At 66.7% G+C, this 14657-nt stretch carries 14 protein-coding genes and 1 pseudogene; 9 read left to right on the top strand and 6 right to left on the bottom strand.

The features are described 5' to 3' along the window. Positions 1-22: 22 nt before the first annotated feature. Positions 23-427 carry a GFA family protein gene (locus N5D45_RS04190; RefSeq protein ID WP_049453579.1) on the bottom strand — a complete coding sequence of 135 codons (405 nt, stop codon included), beginning with the start codon at positions 425-427 and terminating at the stop codon, positions 23-25. Between the two features lie 171 nt (positions 428-598). On the opposite strand from N5D45_RS04190, the gene N5D45_RS04185 reads away from it, so the two are divergent. Together N5D45_RS04185 and N5D45_RS04180 are read left to right on the top strand one after the other, a co-directional pair. After that, entirely contained in the window at positions 599-1573 is a 975-nt protein-coding gene (locus tag N5D45_RS04185) for a DUF4105 domain-containing protein (RefSeq protein ID WP_082587854.1), read from the top strand. After that, positions 1573-3594, top strand: coding sequence for an alpha/beta hydrolase (locus tag N5D45_RS04180; protein WP_057503298.1), 2022 nt, complete (start codon positions 1573-1575; stop codon positions 3592-3594). Before N5D45_RS04185 ends, N5D45_RS04180 begins: the two co-directional genes overlap by 1 nt. A 38-nt stretch (positions 3595-3632) precedes the next feature. Here the strand turns inward: N5D45_RS04180 and N5D45_RS04175 are convergent, their stop codons facing one another. Beyond that, positions 3633-5063: an MFS transporter gene (locus tag N5D45_RS04175; RefSeq protein WP_279938488.1), complete on the bottom strand. Its 1431-nt coding sequence runs from the start codon at positions 5061-5063 to the stop codon at positions 3633-3635. 29 nt (positions 5064-5092) lie between these two features. On the opposite strand from N5D45_RS04175, the gene soxR reads away from it, so the two are divergent. Further along, positions 5093-5527, top strand: a complete 435-nt coding sequence (gene soxR / locus N5D45_RS04170) for a redox-sensitive transcriptional activator SoxR (RefSeq protein ID WP_019336938.1) — start codon at positions 5093-5095, stop codon at positions 5525-5527. A 73-nt stretch (positions 5528-5600) separates the two neighbouring features. On the opposite strand, the pseudogene N5D45_RS04165 reads toward soxR, so the two are convergent. Further along, positions 5601-6230, bottom strand: a pseudogene (locus N5D45_RS04165) (short chain dehydrogenase); the annotation flags it as partial. A 71-nt stretch (positions 6231-6301) separates the two neighbouring features. On the opposite strand from N5D45_RS04165, the gene N5D45_RS04160 reads away from it, so the two are divergent. Continuing rightward, on the top strand, positions 6302-7177 hold the full coding sequence (locus N5D45_RS04160) for a LysR family transcriptional regulator (protein WP_057503301.1): 876 nt from the start codon (positions 6302-6304) through the stop codon (positions 7175-7177). 59 nt (positions 7178-7236) lie between these two features. On the opposite strand, the gene proC is transcribed toward N5D45_RS04160, so the two are convergent. Beyond that, the gene (proC, locus tag N5D45_RS04155) at positions 7237-8058 is read right to left on the bottom strand and encodes a pyrroline-5-carboxylate reductase (protein WP_057503302.1); all 822 of its coding nucleotides are present in this window, start codon (positions 8056-8058) and stop codon (positions 7237-7239) included. An 18-nt stretch (positions 8059-8076) separates the two neighbouring features. Beyond that, positions 8077-8754, bottom strand: coding sequence for a YggS family pyridoxal phosphate-dependent enzyme (locus N5D45_RS04150; protein WP_057503303.1), 678 nt, complete (start codon positions 8752-8754; stop codon positions 8077-8079). Between the two features lie 87 nt (positions 8755-8841). Between N5D45_RS04150 and N5D45_RS04145 the strand changes: the two genes are divergently transcribed. From N5D45_RS04145 to N5D45_RS04135, 3 genes are all read left to right on the top strand, one after another. After that, on the top strand, positions 8842-9879 hold the full coding sequence (locus N5D45_RS04145; protein WP_006422551.1) for a type IV pilus twitching motility protein PilT: 1038 nt from the start codon (positions 8842-8844) through the stop codon (positions 9877-9879). A gap of 99 nt (positions 9880-9978) precedes the next feature. Beyond that, entirely contained in the window at positions 9979-11121 is a 1143-nt protein-coding gene (locus N5D45_RS04140) for a PilT/PilU family type 4a pilus ATPase (RefSeq protein ID WP_006422552.1), read from the top strand. A 149-nt stretch (positions 11122-11270) separates the two neighbouring features. Then, positions 11271-12254 carry an aldo/keto reductase gene (locus N5D45_RS04135; RefSeq protein WP_057503304.1) on the top strand — a complete coding sequence of 328 codons (984 nt, stop codon included), beginning with the start codon at positions 11271-11273 and terminating at the stop codon, positions 12252-12254. Positions 12255-12296: 42 nt separating this feature from the next. On the opposite strand, the gene N5D45_RS04130 is transcribed toward N5D45_RS04135, so the two are convergent. Further along, complete coding sequence (locus N5D45_RS04130) at positions 12297-13193, bottom strand: LysR family transcriptional regulator (protein ID WP_057503305.1); 897 nt, start codon at positions 13191-13193, stop codon at positions 12297-12299. A gap of 460 nt (positions 13194-13653) precedes the next feature. Here N5D45_RS04130 and N5D45_RS04125 point away from each other — a divergent pair, with 460 nt between their 5' ends. Together N5D45_RS04125 and N5D45_RS04120 are read left to right on the top strand one after the other, a co-directional pair. Further along, positions 13654-13866: a DUF4287 domain-containing protein gene (locus N5D45_RS04125; protein ID WP_014646220.1), complete on the top strand. Its 213-nt coding sequence runs from the start codon at positions 13654-13656 to the stop codon at positions 13864-13866. A gap of 110 nt (positions 13867-13976) precedes the next feature. Next, positions 13977-14657 (top strand): YitT family protein (locus tag N5D45_RS04120; RefSeq protein ID WP_279938507.1); only part of this gene is annotated, 681 nt, incomplete at its 3' end.

Below are 14657 nucleotides of genomic sequence, written 5' to 3'. Positions count from 1 at the left end.
CACCGCCGCGGCGCACACGCCACTAGGCGGTGCGGTCGGCGGGGTGGTTGACCCCGTCGTTGACCGGAATGATGCCCAGTGCGAACGGGTCGATGCCCTCCAGGCAGGCCACGTTGTAGCCGTACTGGTCCGGGTTGGAGCGACGCCGGTGGTGGGTGTAGATGCCGCACACGCCGCAGAAATAGTGCTCGGCCACATGCGTGTTGAACTGGTACAGCTGCAGGTGGTTCTGCCCGCGCACCACCTGCAGGCCCGCGCGTGCGACGCTGGCGGCGATGGCGCCACGGCGGCGGCACATCGAGCAGTCACAGCGGCGCGGATCGACGATGCCATCAGGCAGGTCCAGCAGCAGTTCGACCGTGCCGCAGTGGCAGGTGGCGCGATGCCGGGGTTGGACCGGAACGCCGGCCACGGAAGTGATGCCCATCGTTGCTCCTGTGAGGTGAATCTGGCCGCAGAGGCCGCCGCCGACGGTGCACCGGCCTGCCTGAACGGGCCGTAGATGCCACGGTGAACCCGCTTGTGGCTAACTATGCGGCTTCAAGACCGCGACAGGATGCCAGTGAACGCCGCAGGACGTTGGATGACAGGAAGTGCCATGGCGCTGCTGGCGCTGTGGGTGACCGGGCTGCTGGCCTATCAGTTGCCGGGGCCGGGCTGGCTGGCCACCGGCGTCGCCGGGCTGTGGCTGCTGGTTGCGCTGTGGGCGTCGTGGCGGGTCGCGCGGGGCCGTGCCTCGCGCCGCCTGGGTCTGGCGTTCGGGGCATCGCTGGCGCTGGCCGGCCTGTGGTGGCTGCTGCTGACCCCGCGCCAGGACCGGTTGTGGGCCGATGACGTGGCGCAGCGCCTGCACGTGGTGTCCTTCGATGGCCGCCACGTCGTGCTGGACAATGTGCGTGACTTCAGTTGGCGCACCGAAACCGACTACGACACACACTGGGTGCGCCGCGAGTACGACCTGGACCAGCTGCGCTCGGCCGACCTGGTGCTGTCGTACTGGATGGGCCCGGCCATCGCCCACACCCTCATCTCGTTCGGCTTCGAGGACGGTCGCCACGTGGTGTTCTCGCTGGAGATCCGCAAGGAGCGCGGTGAGTCGTTCTCGGCGCTGGGCGGCTTCTTCCGCAAGTTCGAGATGACCTTGGTGGCGTCGGAGGAGACCGACATCATCCGCACACGCACCAACGCGCGTGGCGAGGATGTCTACCTGTACCGCCTGCATGGCATGGACCGCACGCAGCTGAAGGAACTGTTCGCTGCGTACATCGCGCAGGCCCGCGAACTGGATGCGAAGCCCGGCTTCTACAACACGTTGACCAGCAACTGCACCACCATCGTCTTCGACCTGGCCCGCCACATCGCACCGCGCCTGCCGCTGGATTACCGCCTGCTGCTGTCCGGTTACCTGGCCGAGTACGCGCAGGAGGTCGGTGCGCTCACTCCGGGGGTGCCGTACACCGAGCTGCATGCCAAGGGCCGCATCACCCAGCGTGCGCTGGACCTGGGCGATGGCCCGCACTTCTCCACCGTGATCCGCCAGGGCGTGCCCGGCACCGAGCAGGACCCGCAGTAATGACCCAACTCTTTCTGACCCGCTGGCAGCGCATGCTGCCGGCGCTGCTTGCGGCCTTCCTGCTGCTGGGCAGCAGCGGCTGTGCGATGGTGACCGTCAAGCAGGTCAAATCCAGCGATTCGCTGGTCAACAAGCGCGCGGATGTGCTCAACACCGGCAAGCTCAGCCCAGCCGCGCGCGAGACGCTCAGCGCGGCGGGCCTGGACGAGTCGCAGTGCGAGAAGGACTTTCTGGTCTGCCGCAGCACGCTGCTGATGACCGATGACCTCAATGTCGAGCAGCGGCTGTCGGCGCTGTCCGAATTGTGGGTGAAGGCCGCGCTGGCGCTGACGCCGAAGAAGACCGCAGCGGGTGATCCGCCGATGAGCGATGCGGCATTGGATGCCTGGCTGGAAGCGGCGCGTTACGCGTATGCGTATCTGTTCTACAGCGGCAGGTCCCCATCCGACCGTGCCTTCGAGGACCGGCAGACGCAGGTGCGTGACTACTACAACTACGCGGCCGAGAAAGCAGCGGTGGTGCTGTTCGTGCGTGCGCGTGCGGCGGCACTTGCCGGCGAGGACTACACGAAGCCGGTCTCGGTCGGCAGCTGGTCGCTGGCCTCCAACTACCAGCAGCTGAACCTGAAGAGCATCCCGGCGCAGTTGGTGCCGGCCGGTACCGTCAGTTTCGTCGGCCTGCGCAGCACCTATCGCCGCGATGGTTTCGGCGCCGAGCTGGTGATGGTGATGGATCCGCCGAAGCTGGTTGCGCCGGTGATCGCAGCCGATGGCCCCAAGGCCGAGGCGCCGCAGGAGGATGAGGACGACGCACGCCGTGGCCGCCGCCATCGCCATGACGACTCGGTGCCTGAGTTCAGCGAGATGTCCTCGATCAACGTCACAGCGCTGCTGCGCTTCGAGGGCAGCAGCCTGGAAGACGTGATGCGCACACGCCGGGTCGAGCTGGATGCCTATTCGCCGGAAGCCACCGAGCGCATCACCCTGCACGGTGAGCAGGTACCGCTGGCCGGCAATTTCACCGCGGCCTATGGCCTGTGGCTGGCGCAGAGTGGCTTCGCCCGGCAGTCGCTGCGCACCCTGTTCGGCATGAGCGAGGGCATCGGCGAGCCGCACATCTACCTGATGCAGCCGTGGGACCCCAACCGCCGCATCATCTTCATGTTGCACGGCCTGGCCAGCAGCCCGGAAGCCTGGGTGAACCTGGCCAACGAGATCATGGGCGATCCCGAGCTGCGCCAGCAGTTCCAGGTCTGGCAGGTCTATTACCCGACCAATGCGCCGATCGCACTGAACCGCTACGAGATCGCCAATGCGTTCAACGATACGCTGAAGCATTTCGACCCCAACGGCAGCACGCGTGCATCGAAGGACATGGTCTACATCGGCCACAGCATGGGCGGTGTACTGGCGCGGCTGCTGGTGAGCGACTCGGGCGACGTGCTGTGGAATGACCTGCTGGCCAACTACGACCTGAAGGGTGAACGGCTGAAGCGGGTGCAGAACAAGCTGGGGCCGCTGCTGCATTTCAAGGCACAGCCGAACGTGGAACGCGCGATCTTCATCGCCGCACCGCACCAGGGTACCGACATCGCCGGCAACAAGGTCGGCCGCCTGATCGGTCGCCTGGTGCGCCTGCCGCTGACCATTCTCGGCAAGTTCGAGGACGTGTTCATGGCACTGGCGCAGGCCGAGCAGCAGGTCGATGGCACCGCCAAGCCGAAGATCCCGAACAGCATCGACAACCTCAAGGCCAGCGATCCGTTCGTGAAGGCCGCCGCACAGCTGCCGATCGAAGCGGGCCTGAAGTACCACTCGATCATCGCCCAGCGCAAACCGGAACTGCCGGTGGAGAAGTCCGATGACGGGCTGGTGCCGTACTGGAGCGCACACCTGCCGGGCGCATTGTCGGAGAAGGTGATCATTTCCGGCCACAGCGTGCAGGAGACCCCGCAGGCGGTGCTGGAGGTGCGGCGCATCCTGCACCGGGATATTGATGACATGGGGACTGGCACCCGGTAGTGCCGGCCGCTGGCCGGCAATCCCGCAATGCGGCGGCGTTACACCCGCCGCGCGATCACCGTGGCCAGCAGCGCCAGGCCGAAGGTGATCGCCAGGCACAGCACGTAACCGGTGTGGGGTGCGCTTTGCACGAACAGCGCGAACAGCGCGCCGGAAACCGCCAGCGCGGTGGTCACCGACAGGGCCTCGCTCAGCTGCAGTGCCGAGGTGTTGGCACCCTGCTCCTGCGGCGCCGACAACGACAGCGTCAGCACCGACAGGCTTGCGTAGATCATGCCCATGCCGAAGCCGGTCACGGCCCAGCCGAGCAGCGACACCGGCAGTGGCACCACGTTGAACAGCACCGCCAGCGTTGCGGCGATGCCGACCGTCATCATCGTCGTGCCCACCCGCAACAGCTGCTGGCGCGACCAGCCACGCTGCTGGTGACCCTGCAGCCATGAACCGGCGAACCAGCCCAGTGCGCCAAGGCTGAGCACGGCACCGGCCCAGCTGGGCGAGAGCCCGCGTTCGCGCTGCAGCAGCAGCGGCAGGTAGGCCTCGCAGGCGAAGAAGGCGGCCGCCGCGACGCCGCGCAGCGCGATCACGCTGGGCAGGCCACGGCGCAGGATCAGTGTTCCGGGCGGAAGCAGTCGATGCACGCAGAACAGCAGCGCCAGCATCGCCAGCATCGCCACGCCGATGCAGAGCAAGGCAGGCAGGCCCTGTTGCTGACCGCCGAAGTACAGCAGCAACGCGGCCAGCGAGGCACCACTGGCCCAGCGCACCACGTTGCCGCCTCCATCATCGGCGCTGCCGGCAGGACTGGGCTGCATGCGTGCCAGCGCGGGGCGCAGCAGCAGGGCCGCCGGAACCGCCAGCAATGGCACCGCCAGGAACACCCAGCGCCAGCCCAGGTGCTGCACGATCAGGCCGCTCAACGCCGGGCCGACCATCGATGGCACCACCCAACCGGCCGAGAAGGCGGCGAATACCTTCGGCCGCAGGTGCTCGGGGTAGCTGCGGCCGACCATCACATACAGCGAAACCGAGATCGCGCCCGCGCCGAGGCCCTGCAGCAGCCGCCCCGCCACCAGCATGCCCATGCGCATCGCGAAGCCGGCCAGCAGCAGGCCCAGCACGAAGCAGCCCAGGCCGTACCACAGCGGCCTGGCGGGCCCGTGGCGGTCGGCCCAGCGTCCGGCCAGGGTCATGCCGATCACGCTGGTGGCCAGGGTGCCGCCGAAGGCCAGCGCATACAGGCGCAGGCCATCGAGGGCCTCGGCCACGGTCGGCATGGCCGCCGCCACCGCCAGGGCTTCGAAGGCATGCAGCGCCACCAGCGCCACCATGCCGATGGTGGTGGCGCGGTAGCGCGGGGACAGGATCGACGTATCCGCCGGTGCACGGGCGTCGGCGGGTGAAAGAGTGGGGGACATACGAGTCAGATGCGGGCCGCGCTTGTCAACTGGCGGCGAAGATAGCAGCATGACACCTCAACTGCAGTTGAGGTCAAGCAATGGTGTCCCAGGAACTGAGCGTTGGCGAAGTCTCCCAGCGCAGTGGCGTGGCGGTTTCGGCGCTGCATTTCTACGAGCGCAAGGGGCTGATCAGCAGCCTGCGCACCTCGGGCAACCAGCGTCGCTACAGCCGTGACGTGCTGCGACGGTTGGCCGTGATCCGTGTCGCGCAACGTGTGGGCATGCCACTGGAAGCCGTCGGCCGTGCCTTCGAAAGCCTGCCCGAGGGGCGCGCACCCACCAAAGCCGACTGGGCCAAGCTGTCCGCGCGCTGGCGCACCGAGTTGGAGGAGCGCATCCACATGCTGGAATTGCTGCGCGACGAACTGACCGGCTGCATCGGCTGTGGCTGCCTGTCGCTGCAGCGCTGCCGCCTGGCCAACCCCGGTGACGTCCTCGGCGAACGCGGCGACGGCCCGATGCGCTGGGAGTGACCCACGAAAACGGGACGGAGGGGATTATGTCGTTTGTGCATTAACGACTTAATCCCCTCCGTCCCCTTTTTTCTTACCAGACCGTGATCGTCTCGCCGCTCTGGATGCCTTCCACTGCACGCTGGAAGGCCAGCGCCGCGCGCTGCGCGCTTACCGCTTCGAAGCCCGGGAAGTAGGGGCCGTACGCCGCCATCGATTCGATCAGCACGTTCGGGCTGACCACATTGATGCGCAGGCCACGGGGCAGCAGCTCCAGCGCCGCCGCACGTACGAAGCCTTCCAGTGCGGTGTTCACGGCGGTGGCGTTGACGCCATCGCGGATCGGTTGGGCGCTGATGATGCCGCTGGTCAGGGTGATCGAACCGCCGGCGTTGAGGTGGTGCTGGGCGGCCAGTGCCAGCCGCACCTGCCCCAGCAGCTTGTCCTGCAGCCCGATGTTGAACTGTGCTGGCGTCATCTGCTGCAACGGGCCGAAGTGCACCGAGCCGGTGGTGGAGATCACCGCATCGACCGGGCCGGTACGCGCGAACAGTTCGGCGACGCTGGCGTCATCGGTCAGGTCCACTCGGAGTTCGCCGCTGCTGCGGCCGGCGGCGAGAATCTGATGCTGTTGGCCGAGCTGGCGGGCGACTGCCTGGCCGAGGGTGCCGCTGGCACCGACGAGGAGGATCTTCATGGCCGTTCCTTGCGTGAGGGAGTGAGCGCAGTCTGCGCCGTCACGGTGCGGTTAGGTAAGCGGCGTATTCTTCGCAGATTCCTAACTCTGGATTAGCAATGGATACCCTTCGCTGCATGCAGGCCTTTGTTGCCGTGGCCGAGCGCGGGAGCTTCGCAGGGGCTGCCGAACAGCTGCAGGTGTCGGCGGTGATGGTCGGCAAGTACATCCAGCAGCTGGAGGCGCACCTGGGCACCGCGTTGCTGCAACGGAACACCCGCCGCCAGCGCCTGACCGAAGCCGGCAGCGCCTACCTGGCCGGGTGCCGGCAGGTGCTGGAGCAGGTGCAGCAGGCCGAGGCCGACGTGGCCGGACTGCAGATACAGCCACGCGGGCTGCTGCGGGTCAGCGCACCCACCACCTGGGGCAGCTGCGTGCTGGCGCCACAACTGGCCGGCCTGCTGCGCGCGCAGCCGCAGTTGAACATCGAACTGGATCTGAGCAACCGCCGTGTGGATCTGATCGAGGACGGCTTCGACGTAGCGATTCGGGTCGGGCCACTGCCGTCGCAGGAAGTGGTGGCGCGGCCGCTGCCACCGTATGCGATGAGCCTGTGTGCGGCACCGTCCTACCTGCGCCGGCGCGGCACGCCGCGTACGCCCGCGGATCTGCAGGGGCATGATTGCCTGAGCCACCTGGCCTGGCGCGGTGGCCACGGCTGGCAGTTGGCCAATGGCGAACAGGTGGATTGGGAGGCGCGTCTGACCTGCAATGATGGGTTTGCGTTGCGCGAAGCGGCGGTCGCCGGCGCGGGGCTGGTGCTGCAGCCGACCGCATTGCTGGCCGGTGAGATCGCGGCAGGGCGGTTGAAGCCGCTGCTGCGCGACTACCTGCCCGAACCACGGCCGATGCACCTGATCTACCTGCCCGACCGCAGGCCGCGTCCGCGGTTGCAGTGCTTCGTCGATTTCGTCATGACCACATTGGGGCAATGAGCATCCACGCCAGGCGTGGATGACGGTGGGTGCCGACCGTTGGTCGGCACGCATCGGGATCAATCATTCGCCGCAGACAGTTCCTGCCCACGCACCTGTGCGGCACGCAGTGCGGTGTCCACCAGGGCCTCGAAGCCACCGGCCTGGAAGCTCTCGATCGCGGCCTGGGTGGTGCCATTCGGCGAGGTCACGCGGCGGCGAAGCTCGGCCGGGCTCTCACCGGCTTCATCAAGCATGCGCGAGGCACCCAGCAGGGTCTGCACCACCAGCGTGCGCGCGGCGTCGGCTGGCAGGCCCTGGGCAATACCCGCCGCTTCCATCGCTTCGGCCAGCAGGAACACATAGGCCGGGCCACTGCCGGATACGGCAGTCACTGAATCCATCAGCGCCTCGCTGTCGATCCACACCGTGCGCCCGGCACTGGCCAGCACCTTCTCGGCCTGTGCGTGCTGCTGCGTGTCCACCGACGGTGTGGCGAACAGGCCGGTCACACCGGCGCCGAGCAGGGCCGGGGTGTTGGGCATCGCGCGCACTACCGGCAGGTTGCCGCCCAGCCAGCGTTCCAGCTGCGCGCTGGTGATACCGGCGGCAATCGACACCACCAACGGCTGGTTTGCCTGGGCCAGTGCCCGCAACGACTGGCAGACCTCACGCAGCACCTGCGGCTTCACCGCCAGCAGCCAGGTGCTGCCCTGCGCGGCGGCATCTGCGGCGTTGTCATGCACCTGCACACCGAAGTCGGCGGCCAGCGCCTGGCGCAGTTCGGCCACCGGTTCGGCGACGTGGATGTGCGCGGCGGGTGTGCCCTGGCGGATCAGGCCGGCGATCAGGCTGCGCGCCATGTTGCCGCCGCCGATGAAAGTGATGGAATCAGCTGCCATGGAAAGCTCCTTGGAAAGTCAGGCTGGGCGCGGGCGCGCGCCGAACAGTGCGGTACCGATCCGCACCAGGGTGGCACCCTCGGCGATGGCTTCGGCGTAGTCGCTGCTCATGCCCATCGACAGCGTGTCGATCTGCGTGTGCTGGGCAGCCAGCGACTGGAAAAGTGTGCGCATGCGCACGAATGCATCCCGACGGCGCTCGGCCTCGGGCCATGGCGCGGGAATCGCCATCAGTCCGCGCAGGCGCAGGGTGGGTTCGGCGGCAATTGCGGCGGCGAGTACGTCCACTTCCTCCGGTGCACAGCCATGCTTGCTGGATTCGTCGTCGATGTTGACCTGGATCAGCACGTTCAGCGGGCCGCGCGCGGCCGGGCGATGGCGCGCAAGCGCCGTTACCAGCTTGGGCCGGTCCACGCTCTGCACCCAGTCGAAGTGGCTGGCCACGGCATCGGCCTTGTTCGACTGCAGGTGGCCGATCAGGTGCCACTCCAGCGCCAGGTGCTGCAGCGCCTGCATCTTGGCCAGCGCTTCCTGCACATAGTTTTCGCCGAAGGCATGCTGGCCCTGTGCGGCCAGCGCGGCCACGGCCTCGGCCGGCTGGGTCTTGGACACCGCCAGCAGGCGTGGATCGGGCCTGCCCGCGGTCTCGGCGGCGGCATGCAGGTTGCTCAGGATCTGGGGCAGGGGAGTGGCCACGTAACGCGTTCCGTTGAATCAGGAGGCTATACTGCCGCCCGGGGAAAGATCCTTCCAGTCGAAGCCGTTATTGGGGAGTAGCCGCTCATGGATATCGCCGAGCTGTTGGCGTTTTCCGTAAAGAACAAAGCGTCCGACCTGCACCTGTCCGCAGGCCTGCCGCCGATGATCCGCGTGGACGGCGACGTTCGCCGGATCAACATCCCAGCCCTGGACCACAAGCAGGTCCATGCGCTGGTGTACGACATCATGTCCGACAAGCAGCGCCGCGATTACGAGGAATTCCTCGAAGTGGACTTCTCCTTCGAGATTCCGTCGCTGGCGCGCTTCCGTGTGAACGCGTTCAACCAGAACCGCGGTGCCGGTGCGGTGTTCCGTACCATTCCGTCCGAGGTGCTCACCCTCGAGGACCTGGCCTGCCCGCCGCTGTTCCGCGAAGTGATCCAGCAGCCGCAGGGCCTGATCCTGGTGACCGGTCCGACCGGCTCGGGCAAGTCGACCACGCTGGCGGCGATGATCGACTACATCAACAAGAACGAATACGGCCACATCCTCACCGTCGAGGATCCGATCGAATTCGTGCACACCTCGCAGAAGTGCCTGATCAACCAGCGCGAAGTGCACCGTGACACGCATGGCTTCAACGAAGCGCTGCGCTCGGCGCTGCGTGAGGACCCGGACATCATCCTGGTCGGCGAACTTCGTGACCTGGAAACCATCCGCCTGGCACTGACCGCCGCGGAAACCGGCCACCTGGTGTTCGGCACCCTGCATACCAGCTCAGCGGCCAAGACCATCGATCGCATCATCGACGTGTTCCCGGCCGGCGAAAAGCCGATGGTGCGCTCGATGCTGTCCGAATCGCTGCGTGCGGTGATCTCGCAGGCGCTGCTGAAGAAGGTTGGTGGCGGTCGTACCGCTGCGTGGGAAATCATGGTCGGCACCCCGGCCATCCGCAACCTGATCCGTGAGGACAAGGTGGCGCAGATGTACTCGGCCATCCAGACCGGCCAGCAGTACGGCATGATGACCCTGGACCAGCACCTGCAGGACCTGGTCAAGCGCAGCCTGATCACCCGCAACCAGGCCCGTGACTACGCCAAGGACAAGCGCCTGTTCGAGTAAGGCGGGGCAGCCACGGGCGGCGCGTGCAATGGCGCGGCCGCTCCGTGTTGTTTCCTCCATCGACCGTTACTTGGTAAACCGCTTTTCCGGGAGCCTGCCGTGAACACCACCGCGACCACCATCGATTTCACTTCGTTCCTCAAGCTGATGGCGCACCAGCGCGCCTCGGACCTGTTCATCACTGCGGGCATGCCGCCGGCGATGAAGGTCAACGGCAAGATCTCGCCGATCACGCAGACCCCGCTCACGCCGCAGCAGAGCCGCGACCTGGTCCTCAACGTGATGACCCCGGCGCAGCGCGAGGAATTCGAGAAGACCCACGAATGCAACTTCGCCATCGGCCTGTCCGGTGTCGGTCGTTTCCGCGTGAGCTGCTTCTACCAGCGCAACCAGGTGGGCATGGTGCTGCGTCGCATCGAGACGCGCATTCCGACCGTGGAAGAGTTGAGTCTGCCGCCGATCATCAAGACGCTGGCGATGACCAAGCGCGGCATCATCCTGTTCGTCGGTGCCACCGGCACCGGCAAGTCAACGTCGCTGGCGGCGATGATCGGTTACCGCAACCAGAACTCGACCGGCCACATCATCACCATCGAAGACCCGATCGAATTCGTGCACAAGCACGAGGGCTGCATCATCACCCAGCGTGAAGTCGGCATCGATACCGACAGCTGGGAAGCGGCGCTGAAGAACACCCTGCGCCAGGCGCCGGACGTGATCATGATCGGCGAAGTGCGTACCCGCGAAGGCATGGACCATGCCATCGCGTTCGCCGAAACCGGCCACCTGGTGCTGTGCACCCTGCATGCTAACAACGCCAACCAGGCGATGGACCGCATCGTCAACTTCTTCCCGGAAGACCGCCGCAACCAGCTGCTGATGGACCTGTCGCTGAATCTCAAAGGCGTGGTCGCTCAGCAGCTGATTCCTTCGCCCGATGGCCGCTCGCGCAAGGTGGCGATGGAGATCCTGCTGGGCACGCCGCTGGTGCAGGACTACATCCGCGATGGCGAAATCCACAAGCTGAAGGAAGTGATGAAGGACTCGGTCCAGCTGGGCATGAAGACCTTCGACCAGAGCCTGTTCGAGCTGTACCAGGCCGGTGAGATCAGTTACGAGGACGCACTGCGCTACGCCGATTCGCAGAACGAGGTACGCCTGCGTATCAAGCTCAGCCAGGGCGGTGACGCGCGCACCCTGTCGCAGGGGCTGGATGGCGTGGAGATCTCCGAGATCCGGTGACCTGGCGATGTGTAGAGTCGACTGACAGTCGACTCTACCGGGCGCGCGGGCGATTGATGAATTCCGGTCATGACCGACTGCCGTCCAGCCGGTTCAATCCATCGCCAATGCAGGCGTATCGTCAGCGCTCCCCTCTCTGGAGCACGACGATGCAGACACGTGAACTCGGCCGCAGCGGCCTGAAGGTTTCCGCCCTGGGCCTGGGCTGCATGGGCCTGACCCATGCCTACGGCCAACCGGTCGAAACGGGCCAGGGCATTGCCCTGCTGCACGCCGCCGTCGAGCGCGGCGTGACCTTCTTCGACACCGCCGAGGTGTACGGCCCGTACACCAACGAAGACCTGCTCGGCCAGGCCCTGGCACCCTACCGCGACAGGCTGGTGATCGCCACCAAGTTCGGCTTCAAGGATGCGCGCACCGATGCCGGCCTGGACAGCCGCCCGGAGAACATCCGTGCTGTGGCCGAAGCCAGCCTCAAGCGCCTGCGTACCGACCATATCGACCTGTTCTACCAGCACCGCGTCGACCCGAACGTGCCGATCGAGGACGTGGCCGGTACCGTGCGCGACCTGATCGCCGAGGGCAAGGTCGGCCACTTCGGGCTGTCCGAGGCCAGTGCCGCCACCGTGCGTCGCGCGCATGCAGTACAGCCGGTCACCGCCGTGCAGAGCGAGTACTCGCTGTGGTGGCGGGAACCGGAGCGCGAGCTGCTGCCGACTCTGCAGGAACTGGGCATCGGCTTCGTGCCGTTCAGTCCGCTGGGCCGCGGTTTCCTGACCGGTGCGATCAACGCCGATACCACTTTCGACGCCAACGACTTCCGCAACACCGTGCCGCGCTTCGAAGTGGAAGCACGCCGCGCCAACCAGGCGCTGGTGGACCGCATCAGTACGATTGCTGCGGCTCGTGGCGCGACCCCGGCGCAGGTGGCGCTGGCCTGGCTGCTGGCGCAGGCACCGTGGATCGTGCCGATCCCGGGCACTACCAAGGTTCACCGCCTGGAAGAAAACCTGGGCGCGGCCAACCTGCAGCTGGCGCCGGAGGAATTGCAGCGCATCGCACAGGCGCTGGATGAAGTGTCGATCGTCGGCGAGCGCTACAACGCGCAGCGTGCGGCGCAGGCCAAGGGCTGACCACCCGGCGGGTGCGGACCGTTGGTCCGCACTCCTTGACCCTCACCCCATCGGCCCACGCAGCGCATCAAGCACCGTGCGCATCGCCACGGTGACGTGGCGGCGCGACGGGTAGTACGCGTAGTAGCCATCGAAGTGGGGGCACCAGTCGTCCAGCACCGACTGCAGCCGGCCATCGTCCAGCATCGGCTGCACCTGGTCTTCCGGCAGCCAGGCCAATCCACTGCCGGCCAGCGCAGCGGCGCGGGTCATGCCCATGGTGTTGAAGGTCCACTGGCCGGCGACGCGCACGCTCAGTTCGTTGCCATCCTGGCCGAAATCCCACGGCATCAGCCCGCCATGCGTGGGCAGGCGCAGGGTCACGCAGTTGTGGCCTGCCAGCTCGTCCGGATGTCGTGGCACCACATGCTGGCGGAAGTAGCTGGGCGCGCCGACCACGCGCATGCGCAGCGGCGGGCTGATCGGCACAGCGACCATGTCGCGCGCCAGCCGCTCGCCGAGGCGGATGCCGATGTCATAGCGCTCGGCCACGATGTCGGCCAGCCCGTAGTCGGCGGCCAGTTCCACCTTCAAATCCGGATACTGCTGCAGCAGCGGCGCCAGCCGTGGCCATGCGATGTACTCGGCGGCGTGGCCGGTGGCATTGATGCGGATGGTGCCGGCCGGGCGTTCGCGGTACTCGGCCAGCGCGGCCAACCCATCCTCGATCTCGGCCAGGCGTGGGCCCAGGGTATCGAGCAGGCGGGCCCCGGCTTCGGTGGTGGAGACGCTGCGGGTGGTGCGGGTCAGCAGGCGCACGCCGAGGCGCTGTTCCAGGCCGCGCATGGCATGGCTGAGCGCGGACTGGGATATGCCCAGCTGGGCGGCGGCCTTGGTGAAGCTGCCCTCGCGGGCAACGTGGACGAAGGCCTGCAGGTCGTTGAGGTTTTCGCGGGGCATGACGGGATGATACGGCCGGGCTGCGCCCGGCACCTGCCGAATCAACGTCAACGGCAACGTCAAAAGCTGGCTTCCCGTGGGAGGCGAGGTGGCTCAGGTTGCGGGGGACGGCGCAAGTCCCCCTCCGGGGCCCGGCCCAGCCGCTGGCGGCTGGGCGTTCGGGCGCTTGCGAAGCAGTGCTTCGCAAGCAAAGCGCCCTCACCCATGTAGCCTCGGTCGCGCTTGCTCGTGTGCGCTGTCCTGCGCACACGGCAAGACCGGGGTTGGGCGTCCTGCCCAACCCGCCCGAGGCATGCCTCGGGCCCATGGCGCTCACGCCCCCGCAACCTGAGCCACCCCGCCTTTGACAGTTTCCCGCGAGCTGTTGGAACGGCTTCGACCCCATTCTGTGTAGGCGTGTGGGGATGTCGATTTCAGGGACTGTGGTTCGTCGAATGAATGACTTCAACGGGAGCTGCACATGAGCACTGACACCAAGCCGAAAGGCCCGGCCTCGTATTTCCCCTCCATCGAGAAGACCTACGGGCAGCCGGTGGCGCACTGGTTCGGGTTGTTGGCCGGGAAGAAGGGCCTGAAACACATGGAACTGGTCAGCTTCCTGAAGAGTGAGCATGGCCTGGGCCATGGTCACGCCAACGCGCTGGTGGCGCACCATCTGGCCGGCAAGGGCTGAGCAGCGGCGGGCCCAGGGCAGGGCGGGGCGCATTCAGCTGAACGATTTCATCTGCAACTGTCATGCAGATCGTGTCTAATACCGCTCCCCACCTGCTGTTCCCCATCCGTATGTCCCTTCCCTCCCATGGCCCCGCGCCGTGCGACGACGCTGACGGCCACCTGGTCACCGCCGGTCCGCTGACCCCGCCGCCCGACAGCGCCGGTACCACCGCCGACGAAAAAGCGCTGCGCCACTCGATCGCCGAGGATGTGCAGGGCATGGTGCTGGCCACGATGGTGGCCTCGCTGGGCCTGGCCATCTTCGCCAAGAGTGGGCTGATGATCGGCGGCATGGCGGGCATGGCCTTCCTGCTGCATTACGCGCTGGACTGGAACTTCGGCGTGGTGTTCGTGCTGGTCAATCTGCCGTTCTACTGGGTGGCGGTGCGGCGCATGGGCTGGGAATTCACCCTGAAGACCTTCGCCGCGGTCACCGCCTGTGGCGTGCTGACCGACCTGCTGCCGCGCTGGATCGACTTCTCGCACATCCACCCGCTGTATTCGGCGATCGTCGGTGGCGCATTGTCCGGCCTGGGCATCCTGTTCTTCATCCGTCACCGTGCCAGCCTCGGCGGTATCGGCATACTGGCGGTGTACCTGCAGCGCACCCGTGGCTGGAGCGCGGGCAAGGTGCAGATGTCCTACGACGCCTGCCTGATGGTGGCCGCGTTCTTCGTGCTGTCGCCTTCCAAGGTGCTGTATTCGGCCATCGGCGCGGTGGTGCTCAGCCTGGTGCTGATGTTCAACCAC

The sequence above is a fragment of the Stenotrophomonas sp. GD03819 genome (assembly GCF_029841665.1).
Classification (GTDB): Bacteria; Pseudomonadota; Gammaproteobacteria; order Xanthomonadales; family Xanthomonadaceae; genus Stenotrophomonas; species Stenotrophomonas geniculata.
Note: the sequence above shows the minus strand (reverse complement) of the source record. Positions and strands in the feature narration are given on the sequence as shown.

Excerpts from the sequence above, each read along its gene's own strand:
- N5D45_RS04190 (WP_049453579.1), bottom strand. The coding sequence starts at position 427 with ATGGGCATCACTTCCGTGGCCGGCGTTCCGGTCCAACCCCGGCATCGC.
- N5D45_RS04185 (WP_082587854.1), top strand. The coding sequence starts at position 599 with ATGGCGCTGCTGGCGCTGTGGGTGACCGGGCTGCTGGCCTATCAGTTG.
- N5D45_RS04180 (WP_057503298.1), top strand. The coding sequence starts at position 1,573 with ATGACCCAACTCTTTCTGACCCGCTGGCAGCGCATGCTGCCGGCGCTG.
- N5D45_RS04175 (WP_279938488.1), bottom strand. The coding sequence starts at position 5,063 with ATGCTGCTATCTTCGCCGCCAGTTGACAAGCGCGGCCCGCATCTGACT.
- soxR (WP_019336938.1), top strand. The coding sequence starts at position 5,093 with ATGGTGTCCCAGGAACTGAGCGTTGGCGAAGTCTCCCAGCGCAGTGGC.
- N5D45_RS04160 (WP_057503301.1), top strand. The coding sequence starts at position 6,302 with ATGGATACCCTTCGCTGCATGCAGGCCTTTGTTGCCGTGGCCGAGCGC.
- proC (WP_057503302.1), bottom strand. The coding sequence starts at position 8,058 with ATGGCAGCTGATTCCATCACTTTCATCGGCGGCGGCAACATGGCGCGC.
- N5D45_RS04145 (WP_006422551.1), top strand. The coding sequence starts at position 8,842 with ATGGATATCGCCGAGCTGTTGGCGTTTTCCGTAAAGAACAAAGCGTCC.
- N5D45_RS04135 (WP_057503304.1), top strand. The coding sequence starts at position 11,271 with ATGCAGACACGTGAACTCGGCCGCAGCGGCCTGAAGGTTTCCGCCCTG.
- N5D45_RS04130 (WP_057503305.1), bottom strand. The coding sequence starts at position 13,193 with ATGCCCCGCGAAAACCTCAACGACCTGCAGGCCTTCGTCCACGTTGCC.
- N5D45_RS04125 (WP_014646220.1), top strand. The coding sequence starts at position 13,654 with ATGAGCACTGACACCAAGCCGAAAGGCCCGGCCTCGTATTTCCCCTCC.